Source organism: Filobacillus milosensis, from assembly GCF_004402015.1.
GTDB lineage: Bacteria > Bacillota > Bacilli > Bacillales > Alkalibacillaceae > Filobacillus > Filobacillus milosensis.
The window spans coordinates 12,746-29,090 of the sequence record NZ_SOPW01000017.1; the positions used below are offsets into that span (position 1 = coordinate 12,746).

Here is a 16,345-nt window from a genome sequence, read left to right on the forward strand (position 1 = left end):
ATGATTAATTTAAAGGTGTCAATTTATATCTTCAAACATTCCGTTCTTGATTATATCTTTGATTGACGCTACCCATTCTTCATGTGGTATCCCAAAGTGATTAGGGATAGCGATTGATTGAAAAATGTAACCAAGGACAAGTGAATCAGGAATATGTTGCCTAATCTTCTTTTTCCTTTTTCCTAGCTGAATAAACTCATCTAGCTCTCGATACATTTCAATATGCAACTGCTCTAATTTTTCATGATTCTTCTTGGCACGATCACTTTGATGTATAGGGATATGTTGCCCCATCTCAATTAGGTGTTGGATATCTGCGTTTTTAAAAATTAAATCCAGCAAATAATCTAATTGCTCACTAAACGTTTCGTAATTATGAATATGTTCTAAGTCCTTTAAAAACATATTCATTTCATACAACATATATTCCGTTGCCAGATCTTCTTTATTTTCAAAGTATTTATAAATTGTGCCTCGAGACACATTTAATTCCTCAGCTAGCTGACTGAACGTAAATGCTTCATAACCATGTTCTAAAAGAAGAGACTTTGTGGTCAGAAACAATTCATGTTCAGTGAATTTCCTTTGACGCGCCATATACTCACCTCTAAATTAGGGTTCTTCTAACAATTAGTTTATAACTAACATTAAAATTTCACAAATGAATACTGGTCGCTACCTATAACACGGCATCCGTTTGACTATTAAAAAGGAAGGGAAATGAACTTTAGAGGTGATCCTTATGTTACAGACTATTTCAATCATAGCCTTAATAATTGGTGTATTTAGCTCCATCATCATTGCAATCGATGTATACAGACACCCTCAACATATGAAAGTTATGAATTATGTTTGGCCGATTAACGGTTGGTTTATGGGGCCATTCGGAATTTGGGCATATTATAAATGGGGACGGTGAAAGGCAAAGAATATAGAGCGTGACGACAACCGACACGAAGCTTCTAAAGTTTTTGTATCAACTAGTCACTGCTCATCAGGTTGTACGCTAGGTGATGCTGTAGGGGTTCCGCTCGTGGCGTTAACCAGCTTGACCATCGCCGGTTCTACCTTATTCGCCCATTACTTAGTTGAATTCATTTTAGCTTATGTATTTGGTATCTTATTTCAGTTTGCAGCCATTTATCCTATGCAAAAAAAGAAAGGCGCAAAACGAAGCTTTTTCGATTCTATTAAAGCAGATACCATATCATTGATCGCTTTTGAAGTTGGAATGTTCGGTTGGATGGCAATCGTTCATTATTTCTTATTTGCAACACCACCCAAACCATCCACAGCCACTTACTGGTTTATGATGCAAATTGCAATGATTCTAGGTTTCCTAACGAGTTACCCAGCTAACTGGATTCTTGTTAAAAAGAAATTAAGGAAGCGATGTAAAATTGTACAATTACTAAATCTCTTGCACAAAAGTTGTGAGAGATTTTTTTATGAGCCTCAAACCTGACAAGTACTCAAGCTCATCATTCGAAATAAATAATAAAATGCAAGTTACTAACCTAATGCAGATATAGACTAGTATCATCCTTAAACCTTGCTCCTCTTTCAATATTATCTGCATCGACAACAACTTTTTGACAGCTTCACAAATGTATAGTAAATTATCAATGTACGAACAATTTCTATTAATAAACAAAAAATATTCGTATTTAAAGGGAGATAGTTATGGAAAACGTATTTGATTACGAAGATATTCAGTTAATTCCCGCAAAATGCATAGTAAATAGTCGTTCGGAATGTGACACAACAGTTGAGTTGGGAGGACACACATTTAAACTACCGGTTGTACCTGCCAACATGCAGACGATTATCGATGAAAAAATCGCAACTTACTTAGCCGAAAATGGTTACTTTTATATCATGCACCGCTTCGAACCTGAAACTCGAAAACAATTTATTAAAGATATGCAAGAACGTTTGCTCATTGCTTCAATTAGTGTTGGAGTCAAAGAAGAAGAATATGATTTTATAGATAATCTAGCTAAAGAAAACTTAATCCCTGAATTCATTACTATTGATATCGCACACGGACATTCGGATTCTGTCATTCAAATGATTAAACACATCAAAACACAATTACCTGGCAGCTTCATTATTGCAGGTAATGTGGGCACACCAGAAGCTGTGAGAGAATTAGAAAATGCCGGGGCTGATGCAACAAAAGTAGGAATTGGTCCAGGAAAAGTGTGTATTACAAAAATAAAAACTGGCTTCGGAACTGGCGGTTGGCAATTAGCTGCAATTCGCTTATGTGCCAAAGCAGCTTCGAAACCAATAATCGCTGATGGCGGAATCAGAACTCACGGGGATATCGCTAAATCCATTCGTTTTGGAGCGTCGATGGTTATGATCGGTTCTCTATTTGCAGGACATGAAGAATCACCAGGTGTCACAGTTGAAAAAGACGGTAAACTTTTCAAGGAATATTTCGGTTCAGCCTCCGAATTCCAAAAAGGTGAAAAGAAAAATGTTGAGGGTAAAAAAATGTGGGTGGAGCATAAGGGTCATTTACCAGATACATTAACCGAAATGGAGCAAGATTTACAATCAGCGATTTCATACGCTGGTGGAACACAATTAAATGCCATTCGTCATGTAGATTATGTAGTCGTAAAAAATTCTATTTTCAATGGTGATAAAGTATATTAGAAAACTAATGGAACCGGACTCCCGGTTCCATGTTTATTCTTCATCCTGATTTTCAATTTCATTTAATCCCAAGTTCTTTCCTTCTTGAAATATTCTCTTAATGAAGCTGATGGTCATGAGTAACATAATGACTGAGAATGGTAGTGCGGCTATAATCATCGTATTTTGTAGAGCTTGCAATCCACCTGTATAGAGTAAAGCCAGAGCAGTAGCTGACAAAAGCGCTCCCCAGGTTAATTTAATTTTCTGTCCAGGCTCGTGCGAACCACCTGTTGTCATCATCCCTAACACAAATGTGCCAGAATCGGCAGATGTGATAAAGAACGTCCCAATCAAAATCATCGCTACAATAGAAGCAACCATACCTAATGGAAAATTAGAAAACACCCCAAACAATGCTTCTTCAGTAGCTAATTCAGAAATAACATCCACTCCATGATGCTCTAATGAAATTGCTGTTCCACCAAATGTTGCAAACCACAAGAATCCGATGATTGACGGCAGAATTAATACCGTAAAAACAAATTCTCTAATACTTCTGCCTTTTGATACACGAGCAATAAAGATTCCAACAAAAGGTGACCAGGCAATCCACCATGCCCAATAGAATACAGTCCAAGAATTAATCCAATTTCTTGACTCTTGGTCTAAAGGAGCGATTCTAAAACTCATCTGCGGTAAGTGCTGTACATAACTTCCAAGTGAACTAGTAAACATATTTAAGATAAACAGAGTCGGACCAACTGAAAACATTAAAATAAACAGTAAGACCGTTAATACCATATTAGCATTACTAAGTATTTTGATCCCTTTTCCTAAACCTGTCCAAGCGGAAATCATAAAAAGTAAGGTCACAATTGCAATAATAATTAACTGCATATAAAAAGTATTCGGTAAATCGAATAAATAAGCTAAACCACCATTTATTTGAACAGCACCGAAACCTAGTGTGGTAGCAACACCTATTACAGTCGCAATAACTGCTAAAATATCAATCACCTTACCAAACATTCCATCCATACTTTTACCAAACACCGGATGTAATGTAGCACTGATTAACCCTTTTTTATCATGTCTAAAGTTAAAATAAGCTAGTACCAAAGCTACAATACCGTAAATCGCCCAGGCATGAATTCCCCAGTGGAAAAAAGTAAAGCGCATCGCATCTTTAATGGCTTGATCTGTTCCCGTTTCAAGGGTTGGTGAGCTAACAGCATAATGACTTATCGGTTCAGCTGCTCCCCAGAAAACCAACCCGATTCCCATACCTGCACTAAATAGCATTGCAATCCAGGTTGGCCTTGAGAACTCAGGCTTCTCACCTGGCTTCCCCAATCTGATTTTTCCTAAAGGTGTGATCAAAAAAACTAAACAGACTAACACAAAGAAAGTAACTACAATTAAATAATACCAACCAAATGCATTAGCTATAAATGCTTGGACATTAGTTGTCGTTTTTTCTAAGGCGTCTGGCCAGACAACACCAATAATTACTAGGATAAGCATAACCCCTGCGGATATTTTAAACACTGGCGTGAGTTTTTTCAGCATCTTGCAGAGCCCCTCTCATCTTCTTATAAAGTTCTATGTGATTATTATCTTTTAGATAGACCCTTTTATTCATTGACTAAAAAAGCAGAGATATGACATCTCTGCTTAGTCGATTATTTATCTTCTTGATCTGGAATTTTCCCTATACCCAGCTCTTTCCCTTCTTTAAATATGGCTTTTATAAAACTGATTGTCATCAGTAACATAATTATGGAGAAAGGCAGTGCGGCGATAATCATCGTGTTTTGTAGAGCTTGTAAACCACCTGTATACAGAAGAGCCAATGCTGTTGCAGATAATAATACACCCCACGTTAATTTTATCGCTTGACCCGGAGTGTGAGATCCTCCTGTCGTCATCATCCCCAATACGTAGGTCCCTGAATCTGCAGATGTAATAAAAAATGTACTAATTAAAGTAATTGCAGCAATCGAAGCGACCATCCCTAATGGATAATTCGAAAATACACCAAAAAGCATTTCTTCTGTTTTTAATGATGACAAATCGACACCATTATAAAACTCAAGTGAAATTGCCGTGCCACCAAACGTTGAAAACCATAGAAAACCTATTAATGATGGAATGATTAATACTGTAAAAACAAATTCCCTAATACTTCTGCCTTTTGAAACTCGTGCAATGAATATTCCAACGAATGGCGACCAGGCAATCCACCATGCCCAGTAGAATATCGTCCATGCATTAATCCATTCTCTTTCGGCTTGATCAAGAGGTGCGATACGAAAACTCATCGTAGGTAAGGTTTGGAAGTAAGAACCTAACGATTGGGTAAACATATTTAAAATAAACATCGTTGGACCAATGAAAAACATAATGATGAATAGTGCAATTGCCAAAACCATATTCACATTACTCAAAATCTTAATTCCCTTACCTAACCCGGTCCAGGCTGAAATCATGAACAATATGGTTACGACTGCGACAATAACGACTTGCACCCAAAAGCTGCTTGAAATATCAAAAAGGTATGTTAATCCGCCATTAATCTGTACCGCGCCAAAACCCAGTGTTGTTGCTACACCAATAACTGTAGCAAGCACAGCTAAAACATCAATCACGCTTCCCCATTTTCCATCCATACTTTTACCGAAAATCGGGTAGAGAGTTGCGCTGATTAACCCTGGTTTTTTATGCCTGAAATTAAAGTAGGCTAATACCAATGCCACTATTCCATATATAGCCCAAGCATGAAGTCCCCAGTGAAAATACGTAACATTCATCGCATCGCGTATAGCTTCTTTTGTACCTATTTCCTCTGCAAAAGGTGAGGTGATAGCAAAATGATTGATCGGTTCTGCCGCACCCCAGAACACTAGACCAATCCCCATCCCGGCACTAAATAACATGGCAATCCATGTCGGTCTTGAAAATTCAGGTTTTTCTCCCGGTGGACCCAATCGAATTTTTCCTAAAGGTGTAATTAAAAACACCAGACAAACCACAACGAATAAGGTAACAATAATTAAGTAATACCACCCAAATTTATTTGAAATAAACGTTTGAACATTTAGTGTGATTTCTTCTAGACCATCTGGCCAAACAATACCTATGAAAACTAAAACAAGCATTATTCCTGCAGATATACTAAAAGCTGGTTTAGCTTTTTTTAACATGACATAAGACTCCTTTATGATCGTGTGCTTTATGTCATTATTATCTATAGGAATAATGCTTTTATTCAGTGTTTATATTAAATTAATTTTTCTCAGTCCATGCACAATGCCATCAGCATCAACTGATTTTGTTTCATATTTTGCAGCTTTTTTTGCCAAGCTATGTCCATTCCCCATCGCAAAACTATGCTCTATCTGTTTTAACATTTCAATATCATTTAATCCATCCCCAAAAGCCACAAGGCGATCGTTAGAGATGTCAAGATGCTCAACAAGTTTCTGGATGCCCTTTGCTTTAGAGCCTCCAGCAGGGATGATATCGACTGAAAAAGGATGCCAGCGAATAAAATCAAATTGATTAAAGCTTTGTTCGTAGATTGTCTCTTCCCCCTTTTCACAAAATAAAAGCGATTGATATAGTTCACGTTTAATGTAATGTGGATCGTGCGTAGGAAATTGATCAATTTTCAATGTGGCAATGCTTTCATTAATATAATCATGCTCTGGTACGTTCGCTTTCATATCTTCATCATCCATATATACCACTGGATGATCATTTCGAACAGCCATTTCAGTTAAGTCTTCTAAAGCATCTTTGTTCAATGGATTTCGATAAATCACTTCACCGCTTAAAACCACAAACTGACCATTATAACTAACATATGTATCGATCCCGAGTTCTTCACGCAACTCAGCAAACATAAATGGTGCTCGGCCAGTTGCAATGGCAACCTCATGTCCATTTTCTTTTAATGTAAAAATCGCCTCTTTCGTAGATGCTGGCAATTGTTTGTCATGATCTAAAAGTGTCCCGTCAATATCAAAAAATACAATGTGTTTATTCATAAGTGTGCTCCTATTCTAAGTTAAAAGTTCGGACAATGATCTTGTGAAATGTTATGATGTAGAATAAGTATTTTTTAGGCAATAATAAGTTTTATTTAAAATTTCCGCAAATAATTCGGGCGATAAACCAAGTTTTTCTCAAAAGGAATGAGCGATATTGTTAAATCGACAGACCATCAAAAATCTGTTTTCTAATACAATTTACCAAAGAGGTCAACGTTATTACAACCAAGGGAAGGTGATCAACCTTTCGTATGAGGAAGAATTAGATCAATGGCACGCGAGCGTGTTAGGGACTAAAACTTATCGTGTGACCGTTGAACTAATCGGCGATAATATTCAATATTACTGCAATTGTCCTGCTCATGACCAGTACGGACAATGTAAGCATAGTGCCGCAGTATTGTTAGCCGTTTTAAATGAACGAAAAAAAACGAATATGTTTCAACCAGATCAAGATGATGAGTATTTGCGTTTCCGTGAAAAATTAAATCGTTACTTTAATCGAGAAAAAGATGAGCCAAAAGATTATTCAACTGAATTAATTGATTTATTTTCGGGTCAAACATCAGTTAACCCGAGCGAAGACCCATCCTGGGGAAAAGAGCAGCTTCAGGTGGAGTATACTCTTAAAACTGAGGATAAATTATTTTTCGGTAAGCTGTTTTCCATCGAAATGAAAGTTGGCGTTGAGCGTACATATGTCGTCAAAAGTATGAAGAAATTCTTAGAAAGTATTAGCGATAAGCGAGAGCATGTATTTACATCTAAGTTCTCATATCATCCGGATGATCACTACTTCGCTGAAGATGACCGGAAGATCGTTGATTACCTTATTCAAATCTACGAGAATGAAGATTTCTATGAAAGTCAGTGGCAAAAATCTGCAACGCAAAAAGGTATGATTATTCCACCTGCTTTTACAGATCAGCTTCTGCCCCTTTTAGCTGAACGAGGGGTTTCTTTTGAAAATGGGTCAAATCAATACAGTACGTTTAAATGGATTAATGAGGAATTGCCTTTCGATTTTTCATTAACGACATCTAAAAATGGGTACGCATTAGATACGGCCACGATTAATCAATATGAACATTTCAAAAACTATGGGATTGTTATTGATGAAAATAATTTATATAGATTGACCAAAGCTCAACAAGATATAGTCAAACAAGTTTTCAAATTATTAAATCAAGAATCAAACATTTCAATTAGTACACAGCAAATGGATGAATTCGTATCACAAGTTATTCCACACCTTAAAAAGATTGGTCGTGTCAAATCAACAAAGAAGGTTGCCGAATCCATTGTTAATCCTGAATTGAAGGCAACCCTGCACCTCGACCAGGTAGAACACCGTTTAACTGCTAAGCTAAGGTATTGGTATGATGATATCGAAATCGATCCAATGAAACCTAATGACATTCATAAACCTGACCCGAGCCAAATATTAATCAGAGATTCTGAAAAAGAAGCCAAAGTCATGAAAGTAATTGAGCATGCTGATTTTAAATTTAACGGGACTGAGCTTTACCTAGAATATGAGGACGAAATTTTTAACTTTTTATATGAACACTTACCTCAGCTTGATGACGTAGCTGAGATTTATCTAACGAACGCAGTTAAATCATGGTTAGTAGAGGCAGCTGAAGCTCCAAGTGTTCAAGTCGATTTTGATTCCGGCGAGAATTTTTTAGAAGTCAATTTTGAATTAGGCGATATTAATTATGATGAAATTACGCACATCATCAAATCAGTAGTTGAGAAAAAACGTTTTTACCGTTTACCAGATGGTTCGTTTCTTCCACTGGAAGATGAATCATTGACCCAAATGTCTCACTTACTTGATGAACTGAACATTAATGCTGAGGATATAAAAGATGGGTCGGTTCAACTACCGGCATATAGAGGGTTACAGTTAGAAGATGCTGTTACTACCGGATTAAAGAAAAAGTACAGTAAAGCTTTTCAACAACTCATCGATGATATTAAAGCACCAAGTCAGGCAGAAGTGCCTTTACCCCAGGCCTTAAGAGCTGATTTAAGAGAATACCAAAAGGTTGGTTTTCAGTGGTTAAAATCTCTCAGTCGATATCGTTTTGGTGGAATTTTAGCTGACGATATGGGGTTAGGAAAAACATTACAGAGTATTGCTTTTCTTTTATCGGAATTAGAAGAGAACAAAGCATCTTCTAAGCCAGCTTTAATTGTATCGCCCGCTTCACTCGTTTATAACTGGCAGGCCGAGTTTGAGAAGTTTGCACCTACCATGAATGTATTAGTAATGAGCGGAAGCATTTCCGAGCGTCAAAAACTCTTAGAAGATATAAATGAATTTGATGTCGTGATTACGTCTTATCCATTAGTACGACAAGATGTTGAAGACTATCGTCACCTGGAATTTTCAACATTAATCATGGATGAAGCACAAGCTATCAAGAATCACTTGACGAAGCAAGCTAAAGCGATTCGAGCAATTAAAGCTACCCAACGCTTTGCATTAAGTGGTACACCGATTGAAAATTCTTTAGATGAATTATGGTCGATTTTTGATGTGATATTACCTGGATTTTTCCCAAGCAAAAAAGAGTTCAGAAACATGGACCAACATCAAGTGTCTAAAATGAGTCGACCGTTTATTTTACGTAGGATTAAACAAGATGTTCTAACTGAACTGCCGGATAAAATCGAATCGGTACAACACTCCGAACTAACTATGGATCAGAAGCAATTGTACTTAGGTTATCTTGATAAAATCAAATCCGAAACAGCAAGCGCTATATCAAATGAAGGTTTTCAAAAAAATCGTATGAAGATCTTAGCCGGGCTAACTCGTTTACGCCAGCTTTGCTGTCACCCATCCTTATTTATTGAGGACTATGAAGGTGAGTCGGGTAAAATGAATCAGCTTTTAGATATGATTGATACAGCTCGTGAGAATGGGCATCGCATCCTTATTTTCTCCCAGTTTGCGAGTATGTTGAAAATCATTCGCGAAACACTGACTGATTTTGGACGTGAGGTGTTCTATCTAGATGGTCAGACACCATCTAAAAACCGTGTTGAGATGGTCAATCGATTCAACCAGGGTGAAAAAGAAATCTTCTTAATATCTTTAAAAGCCGGGGGAACTGGATTAAACCTTACCGGGGCAGATACCGTAATTTTATACGATCTATGGTGGAACCCGGCCGTTGAAGAGCAAGCAGCTGGACGTGCTCATCGAATAGGTCAAAAGAAAGTTGTTCAAGTTCATAGGCTGATTACTAAAGGAACAATCGAAGAAAAAATTTACGCCTTACAACAACGCAAACGTGAGTTGATTGAAAACGTCATTCAACCAGGAAAAACCATGTTCAGCAGCTTAAGTGAAGATGAAATAAGAGAATTATTAAATGTTTAAGTTTTGGTCTGCCTTTAAAGGTGGGCCATTTTTCTATATCAAAGAGTTCAATATTTTGGATAAATGTTGTATATTAGAATTTGTGAGTAAATCAACATTGGAGATGAATTATGTCAGACCAAACATCATTAACACCACTCAAAACCTTATTATTCGCGTTTCATGCAACAAATACAATCATTATTAGTTTCTTGCCCTTATATTTAAAGGAACAAGGATTAAGTGGATCAGAAATAGGTTGGGTCCTAGCAGTCGGACCTTTAGCAGCGATCATTTCACAACCCTTTTGGGGGTATATGAGTGATAAATATAAAACGATTAAAAAAATCCTTTTAATATGTATCTTTGGATTGATTCTATTCAGTTCCATTTTCTTAAACATGACGCTATTCGTACCATTATTGATTATCGGCTTTTTCTTCTACTTTTTTGCTACACCTATTGGTGGACTAGGCGATAGTTTAGCCCAAAGACGAGCAGATGATTTAGAGGTATCATTTGGAACGATTAGAACTTGGGGATCTATTGGATTTGCCACATCTTCACTTGTCATTGGACAAGTATTAGACATGTTTGGCGTTGAATATATGATTTGGCCTTATTTAGGATTTGCCTTAATAGCCTTAATCGTCACATTCAGATTGACAGATGTTGAGGCGACTAAAGATCCCGTTAAACTAAGTGATGTTAGAACACTTTTTCAGAATAAGCCGTTTATGCTTTTTCTATTTTTCATGATGTTTCTAACTATTGCGCATAGAGCCAATGATAGTTTTATTGGTCTATACATCGAACAATTGGGCGGTAGTGCAAGCTTAGTCGGAATTGCTTGGTTCATAGGTGTCATGAGTGAAGCTTTAGTTTTCGCATTGGCTGGACGCTGGTTTAGAAAGTACCACACAATCATCTTTATTATAATCTCTGGTATCCTATATAGCTTTAGATGGTTTTTATATGCTTATGTCGATGAATATTGGATCGTCATCGCGTTACAAGTATTACACGGTGTGACATTCGGAGTTCTATATTTAGCATCACTAGATTACGTAACCCGCTTAATTCCAAAGCTATTACAGTCTTCAGGTCACTTAATGTTTTACGCGACCTTCTTTGGAATCTCAGGCATTATCGGGTCCTTAATCGGTGGAGCACTAATCGATGTATACGGTGGAAGCACTCTATACTTTGTTATGGGGTGTATTGCAGTAACGGGTACCGTTCTCTTAACCATTTATCATATCTTGCCTTATGGGAAGAAAGCTTAGAGTAGATGATAGAAGAGGCAAATATTTTTTTGAAATAAGCAAATAAAATTTAAAAATGAGCAAATAAATTTCAAGAATAAGCAAATAAAATTTTAAGAAAAGCAAATAAGTGAAACGTAAAAAAGGAGAGCGAACCCCGCTCTCCTTTTTCTTTATGAACTTGATGAAGAAGCTGCTGCGGCTGCACCGACACTTGCGATAATAGCTGTATTCATCGCATCAATCGCTACAGAAACTGCCTTACCATGAGGATTATTCTTCATAATATGTTTAATCTTCTTTTTAACATCCTTATATTCTTCTTTTGTAAACAACGTTTTTGCGAGTTCACAGGCATGTAAAAGTCCGATTAATACTACCGTTCTTTCACCTTCAATTTTTTCATCAGACCGAATAGCCTCTTTAACTTTTGCTCGTATCGCATTTTCTTTACCTGTGTTTTCAGAAGGGTATACCTCTTTAGAGAAAACGAATAACACTTTTTGTTCCTCTTGTTTTAAGATTCCTCGTTCGATCAGGCGATCAATATACCCTTGATGTTTCTTTTTCCATTGAATATGGCCTCCAAGCTTGGTCACCCAATGTTTCATACTGCGTGGCTTACCTTTATCCTTCTCCTTCATATATTGTAGCGACTCATTTAATAATTCATCTCCAGAATCATCTTGATCTAAGAAAATCACTTTTTTATTTTTATAATCGATACAACCATTTAAAGCTAATTCCATTAAAATGGCACCAGCTAAACCAAAATGGATCGATGAAGAAGTGGACATGCTCATCTTCCCTGTTTCATCATCTAAAGCAATAAGTAAAAGTTCTTCGGTTAGAGTTAACATATAGGGCCTCCTTTACGTTATAAAAACGAATATGTTTCTTTAAATGTTATCCATTTCTAATCTGGTCTAGAACCTTTTGGTTTTCATGACCATCTAATCCAGTTGGTAGATCTTCATGAAGTTGATCATTTGCTATATATTCATAAATTTCTTTTAGGTAAGGATCAAAAGCAGCGAAATACCCTGAAGCGATTTTAGTTAGCTGTTCAGGTACTTCAACTTGTGTGAATTGGACTTCTTCAAGTTCTTCATTTGCAAGCCCTACTCTTAACCTTTTATCATCCTCTAAAACTATTGTCCCTTCAGTCCCGTAGACTTTTAAATTCGATCCTAAACTATGATTCACACCGGTAAGAACTTGAATTGAAAAGGTCGACCCATTTTCTAAAACACCTTGAAGTAAAAATCCGTCGTCTGCATCACGCTTTTCACCATCACCTTCGGGCACATGAGTGGCTAACAATCCATTCACTTGCTTCACTTCACTTCCGGTCAACCATCTCATGCAATCGATTAAATGAGAACCAATGGCACCAAGCATACCTCCAGACTGATCTTTTTTACCTAACCAGCCAGGCTTAGATGTTTTAAAACGCTGATATAAAGCCATCGACATATGATATTCAAAATGAAGGATGTCTCCTACTTTATTTTGGCTAAGCAATTCATTCACTTTCTGTCTGCCAGGTAAGAATCGCCATTCGAAATCTAATAATAGTTTTCGATCATTTTCTTCTGCAATACGAACAAGCTCTTGTGATTCTTCACTATTCACTGTAAAAGGTTTTTCACAAACTACATCAACGCCGTTCTCTAACGCAAACTTAGCCATCTCATGGTGAAGTGTTGGCATTGAACTGACGAATACAAGGTCCAACTCTTCATTAAGAATCATTTCTTTCCACTCTTTATAGTGATTAGGCATACTATTTTCATTATGTATGGTTTCAGGTAACTCATGACGTTTCATGGTAGCTACTGCAATCACTTCCATATTGGGCTGTAAATTTATTATAGGTAATTGAACTTTGAGGCCAAACCCTCCGCCAATCACGCCTACTTTTAATTGTTTCATAGATGTTCCTCCTTTAATTGTTTGAATTATCTATAAATCTATATTGACACAATCCTTATCATGGAGCAATTATGCAACATTAAAAAGCCCCCAACCATTGAGGGCCTTGACTAATAATCCACATAATAAACGCAGCACACTTTTTTGACTTTCTTTTTCTTAGGTTTCCAATCGTTACAACCACAATCACAGTCGTGGTGATGATAATCTTTTTTACACTTTCTCTTTGGCTTCCAATCATTGCAACCACAGTCACAATCATGAAAGCAATCCCACTCCCATTTTTTCTTATGTTCCCAATCTTTGTGGTGGATATCTTTCTTCTTATGACACGGATGATCATGATGGATGTCTTTTTCCTTACATTTTTTCCTACAATGACATTCGCCACAACAGCATTTGTGATAACCAAGAAGCTGATTTAAAAAATAATTATACTCTTCTCCCTTGCCACAAAAGCCACACATAAGGCATTTCCTTTCTTTAATAGATTATATAATCAATATATTAGAGTTAATAGTTTTGGACACGGCCATGTGGAAGAGAAATTTTCATTTATAAGCTTAATACGAACTTCTATTTAATACGAAGCTCCCTCTCATTTTTGTTACTATGATGCTCTTCTGCTGCCATTGCATCAGCTTTTGTTTGATGAACAGTTCCAAAAGGATGTTCAGGGGGACCATATATCGAGTAAAGTTTTAAAGGTTGATGTCCCGTATTAATCAAGTTATGCCACTTACCTGCAGGGATCATAATAGCATCATCATCAAATACAGGTTTACGGAAATCTAAATGATTTTCACTATCCCCCATCATCACAAGACCTTGACCTTCCTCGATTCTAATAAATTGGTCGGTATCTGGATGTTGTTCCAACCCAATATCTTCACCTACACCTATACTCATCAATGTAACTTGTAAGTAATCTCCAGTCCATATTGCTCTTCGAAATTCGTCATTTTGTACAGTTGCTTTATTAATATCAATGACAAATGGCTGCCCTCCAAAGTCCTGAATACCTTTTACGGCATTGGCATTATTGTTCGGCATATTCATATACGGCTGAACCCATTGATGATTGTTCCAGTTATTATAACCCCATTGCTGTTGCATTGGGCTTCCCCATTGGTTTTGACGCCAAGGATGATAATACATAAGATCTTCTCCCTTCATTTCCATTAATTCACTTTATCTTATGCATTGGCCTAACTATGTGTAAGTCGTAACAATAATATTGGGCGGAAAACTATAGATTCTTTTCTCATTAAACAAAAAAATAGTTCAACCGGAGGCAAAAGCTCTCCAATTGAACTATTTTATATTAATTATTAATTTGGACTATGAATTCGCAACCTCACGCGCTTTATCAAATTCTTCTTGAATTTCAGCTGAAGGCTCACGACCAAGTAAACTTACAATAATCGCTACGATCGCTGCTAAAGCAAAACCTGGAACGATTTCATATAAGTCACTAGGTACATACATATCCCAAATCACTACAGTAACTGCACCAGTGATAATACCAAATAGTGCTCCATTACGAGTTAAACGCTTCCAGAATAATGACAGGAGAATGATTGGACCGAATGATGCACCAAAACCTGCCCAAGCATAGGCTACTAACTCAAGTACTAAGCTCTCGTTTAATTTAGCTATTAATAAAGCTAATAGAGCAATCACGACTACTGAAATACGTGCTACCCATACCAATTCTTTATTTGAAGCACTCTTTCTAAAGAAACCTTTATAGAAGTCTTCTGCTACTGCTGAAGATGATACTAGTAACTGAGAGTCTATTGTACTCATAATCGCTGCTAGAATTGCTGCTAGTAAAATACCTGCAACAACAGGATGAGTTAATAACTGTGTTAATGCTAAGAATACTGTTTCTTGGTCAGCTAAAACTCCACCTGACATCTCAATTCCACGTTCAGCTAATTCAGCTGATACATCAGCAGTTGCAAGATAGGCATAACCTGCGATACCTACAAATACAGCACCAAATAATGATAGGACCATCCAAGTCATACCAATAAAACGAGCTTTTGGTACATCTTTAGGTGTACGTAAAGCCATAAATCTTACTAGTATATGTGGTTGACCAAAGTAACCTAAGCCCCATGCAAGTGATGAAATAATTCCAATTGTACTAACACCCTGGATCATTTCAAGGTTCTTTCCGTCTGTTAAATTACCAACGACATTTACCGCTTCACTCCAACCACCAGCATTTTGAACAGCGATGATCGGTAAAACAATAAGTGCTAAAAACATTAAAATACCTTGAATAAAATCAGTCCATGATACGGCGATAAAACCACCAAGGAATGTATAACCAATAATTACAATACTACCAATAATAAGTGCACTGTTTGGAGATAATCCGAAACTACTACTAAATAATTTCGCTCCACCTACAAGACCAGACGCAGTATAGAATGTAAAGAATAATAGAATAACAGCTGCAGACGCTACACGTAATGAACGTGAGTTGTCTCTAAAACGCTGCTCGAAAAAGTCTGGAATAGTAATCGCATTGTTTGAAACCTCTGTGTAAACACGTAAACGCTTAGCAACAAATTGCCAGTTTAAATAAGCACCAATTGTTAAACCTACGGCAATCCAAGCTTCAGCTAGACCTGAGATATAAATCGCACCTGGTAGTCCTAAAAGTAGCCAACTACTCATGTCAGACGCACCAGCACTTAATGCCGCTACACCAGGACCTAATTTTCGTCCGCCAAGAAAGTAATCTGATAGATTGGTAGTTAACTTATAACCTATAAGACCTAGGGCAATCATACCAACTATGTAAACTATAAACGTAACTAAAGTAGCTGTATCCATTACTTATCTCCACGCCCCTTCAACATTGAAATTAATGACAGAATAACTACTAATGACATTGGCACAAAAAGCCAAAACCATGTCCAAAAAGATAGACTGTACTCTTCCATTTCAATTCCTCCTTTTTTTTAAAAGCTATTTTCTTATTTTACACTAAAATTCCGACAATTCAAATTTTGCTTGTCTTGTAAAGAGTTTATTCGGTGAAAAAAGAATTA

At 36.8% G+C, this 16,345-nt stretch carries 14 protein-coding genes; 5 read left to right on the forward strand and 9 right to left on the reverse strand.

Features of this window, described 5'->3' with window-relative positions:
• Nucleotides 1–18 precede the first annotated feature (18 nt).
• The gene (locus tag E3U55_RS13685) at nt 19–597 is read right to left on the reverse strand and encodes a TetR/AcrR family transcriptional regulator (RefSeq protein WP_134341047.1); all 579 of its coding nucleotides are present in this window, start codon (nt 595–597) and stop codon (nt 19–21) included.
• 145 nt (nt 598–742) lie between these two features.
• Here E3U55_RS13685 and E3U55_RS17745 point away from each other — a divergent pair, with 145 nt between their 5' ends.
• From E3U55_RS17745 to guaC, 3 genes are all read left to right on the forward strand, one after another.
• A complete protein-coding gene (locus E3U55_RS17745) occupies nt 743–919 on the forward strand; it encodes a hypothetical protein (protein WP_228547574.1) in 177 nt (58 codons plus the stop codon).
• Nucleotides 920–931: 12 nt separating this feature from the next.
• Nucleotides 932–1,465, forward strand: coding sequence for a DUF4396 domain-containing protein (locus tag E3U55_RS13690; protein ID WP_228547577.1), 534 nt, complete (start codon nt 932–934; stop codon nt 1,463–1,465).
• A 218-nt stretch (nt 1,466–1,683) separates the two neighbouring features.
• Nucleotides 1,684–2,667, forward strand: coding sequence for a GMP reductase (gene guaC / locus E3U55_RS13695; RefSeq protein WP_134341048.1), 984 nt, complete (start codon nt 1,684–1,686; stop codon nt 2,665–2,667).
• A gap of 33 nt (nt 2,668–2,700) precedes the next feature.
• On the opposite strand, the gene E3U55_RS13700 is transcribed toward guaC, so the two are convergent.
• The 3 genes from E3U55_RS13700 to E3U55_RS13710 all read right to left on the reverse strand — a co-directional run bounded on the left by E3U55_RS13700 (nt 2,701) and on the right by E3U55_RS13710 (nt 6,698).
• On the reverse strand, nt 2,701–4,215 hold the full coding sequence (locus E3U55_RS13700) for a glycine betaine uptake BCCT transporter (protein WP_134341107.1): 1,515 nt from the start codon (nt 4,213–4,215) through the stop codon (nt 2,701–2,703).
• Nucleotides 4,216–4,331: 116 nt separating this feature from the next.
• Complete coding sequence (locus E3U55_RS13705; RefSeq protein ID WP_134341049.1) at nt 4,332–5,852, reverse strand: BCCT family transporter; 1,521 nt, start codon at nt 5,850–5,852, stop codon at nt 4,332–4,334.
• Between the two features lie 72 nt (nt 5,853–5,924).
• Nucleotides 5,925–6,698, reverse strand: coding sequence for a Cof-type HAD-IIB family hydrolase (locus E3U55_RS13710; protein WP_134341050.1), 774 nt, complete (start codon nt 6,696–6,698; stop codon nt 5,925–5,927).
• Nucleotides 6,699–6,855: 157 nt separating this feature from the next.
• Between E3U55_RS13710 and E3U55_RS13715 the strand changes: the two genes are divergently transcribed.
• The gene (locus tag E3U55_RS13715) at nt 6,856–10,098 is read left to right on the forward strand and encodes a DEAD/DEAH box helicase (RefSeq protein WP_134341051.1); all 3,243 of its coding nucleotides are present in this window, start codon (nt 6,856–6,858) and stop codon (nt 10,096–10,098) included.
• Nucleotides 10,099–10,208: 110 nt separating this feature from the next.
• Nucleotides 10,209–11,363 (forward strand): MFS transporter, encoded by a 1,155-nt coding sequence (locus E3U55_RS13720; protein ID WP_134341052.1) that lies wholly within the window; start codon nt 10,209–10,211, stop codon nt 11,361–11,363.
• A gap of 152 nt (nt 11,364–11,515) precedes the next feature.
• Here the strand turns inward: E3U55_RS13720 and E3U55_RS13725 are convergent, their stop codons facing one another.
• The 5 genes from E3U55_RS13725 to putP all read right to left on the reverse strand — a co-directional run bounded on the left by E3U55_RS13725 (nt 11,516) and on the right by putP (nt 16,127).
• Nucleotides 11,516–12,202: a GOLPH3/VPS74 family protein gene (locus E3U55_RS13725; protein ID WP_134341053.1), complete on the reverse strand. Its 687-nt coding sequence runs from the start codon at nt 12,200–12,202 to the stop codon at nt 11,516–11,518.
• A gap of 46 nt (nt 12,203–12,248) precedes the next feature.
• Entirely contained in the window at nt 12,249–13,277 is a 1,029-nt protein-coding gene (locus E3U55_RS13730; protein ID WP_134341054.1) for a Gfo/Idh/MocA family protein, read from the reverse strand.
• Between the two features lie 79 nt (nt 13,278–13,356).
• Complete coding sequence (locus E3U55_RS17575; protein ID WP_134341055.1) at nt 13,357–13,539, reverse strand: hypothetical protein; 183 nt, start codon at nt 13,537–13,539, stop codon at nt 13,357–13,359.
• A gap of 314 nt (nt 13,540–13,853) precedes the next feature.
• On the reverse strand, nt 13,854–14,435 hold the full coding sequence (locus tag E3U55_RS13740; RefSeq protein ID WP_134341056.1) for a cupin domain-containing protein: 582 nt from the start codon (nt 14,433–14,435) through the stop codon (nt 13,854–13,856).
• A 183-nt stretch (nt 14,436–14,618) separates the two neighbouring features.
• Nucleotides 14,619–16,127 carry a sodium/proline symporter PutP gene (gene putP, locus E3U55_RS13745; RefSeq protein WP_134341057.1) on the reverse strand — a complete coding sequence of 503 codons (1,509 nt, stop codon included), beginning with the start codon at nt 16,125–16,127 and terminating at the stop codon, nt 14,619–14,621.
• Between the last annotated feature and the right edge of the window lie 218 nt (nt 16,128–16,345).

What these genes read in the sequence shown, in the direction of transcription:
- E3U55_RS13685 (WP_134341047.1), bottom strand. Translation starts at nt 597, where the DNA reads ATGGCGCGTCAAAGGAAATTCACTGAACATGAATTGTTTCTGACCACA.
- E3U55_RS17745 (WP_228547574.1), top strand. Translation starts at nt 743, where the DNA reads ATGTTACAGACTATTTCAATCATAGCCTTAATAATTGGTGTATTTAGC.
- guaC (WP_134341048.1), top strand. Translation starts at nt 1,684, where the DNA reads ATGGAAAACGTATTTGATTACGAAGATATTCAGTTAATTCCCGCAAAA.
- E3U55_RS13705 (WP_134341049.1), bottom strand. Translation starts at nt 5,852, where the DNA reads ATGTTAAAAAAAGCTAAACCAGCTTTTAGTATATCTGCAGGAATAATG.
- E3U55_RS13710 (WP_134341050.1), bottom strand. Translation starts at nt 6,698, where the DNA reads ATGAATAAACACATTGTATTTTTTGATATTGACGGGACACTTTTAGAT.
- E3U55_RS13720 (WP_134341052.1), top strand. Translation starts at nt 10,209, where the DNA reads ATGTCAGACCAAACATCATTAACACCACTCAAAACCTTATTATTCGCG.
- E3U55_RS13725 (WP_134341053.1), bottom strand. Translation starts at nt 12,202, where the DNA reads ATGTTAACTCTAACCGAAGAACTTTTACTTATTGCTTTAGATGATGAA.
- E3U55_RS13730 (WP_134341054.1), bottom strand. Translation starts at nt 13,277, where the DNA reads ATGAAACAATTAAAAGTAGGCGTGATTGGCGGAGGGTTTGGCCTCAAA.
- E3U55_RS17575 (WP_134341055.1), bottom strand. Translation starts at nt 13,539, where the DNA reads ATGATTGTGACTGTGGTTGCAATGATTGGAAGCCAAAGAGAAAGTGTA.
- E3U55_RS13740 (WP_134341056.1), bottom strand. Translation starts at nt 14,435, where the DNA reads ATGTATTATCATCCTTGGCGTCAAAACCAATGGGGAAGCCCAATGCAA.
- putP (WP_134341057.1), bottom strand. Translation starts at nt 16,127, where the DNA reads ATGGATACAGCTACTTTAGTTACGTTTATAGTTTACATAGTTGGTATG.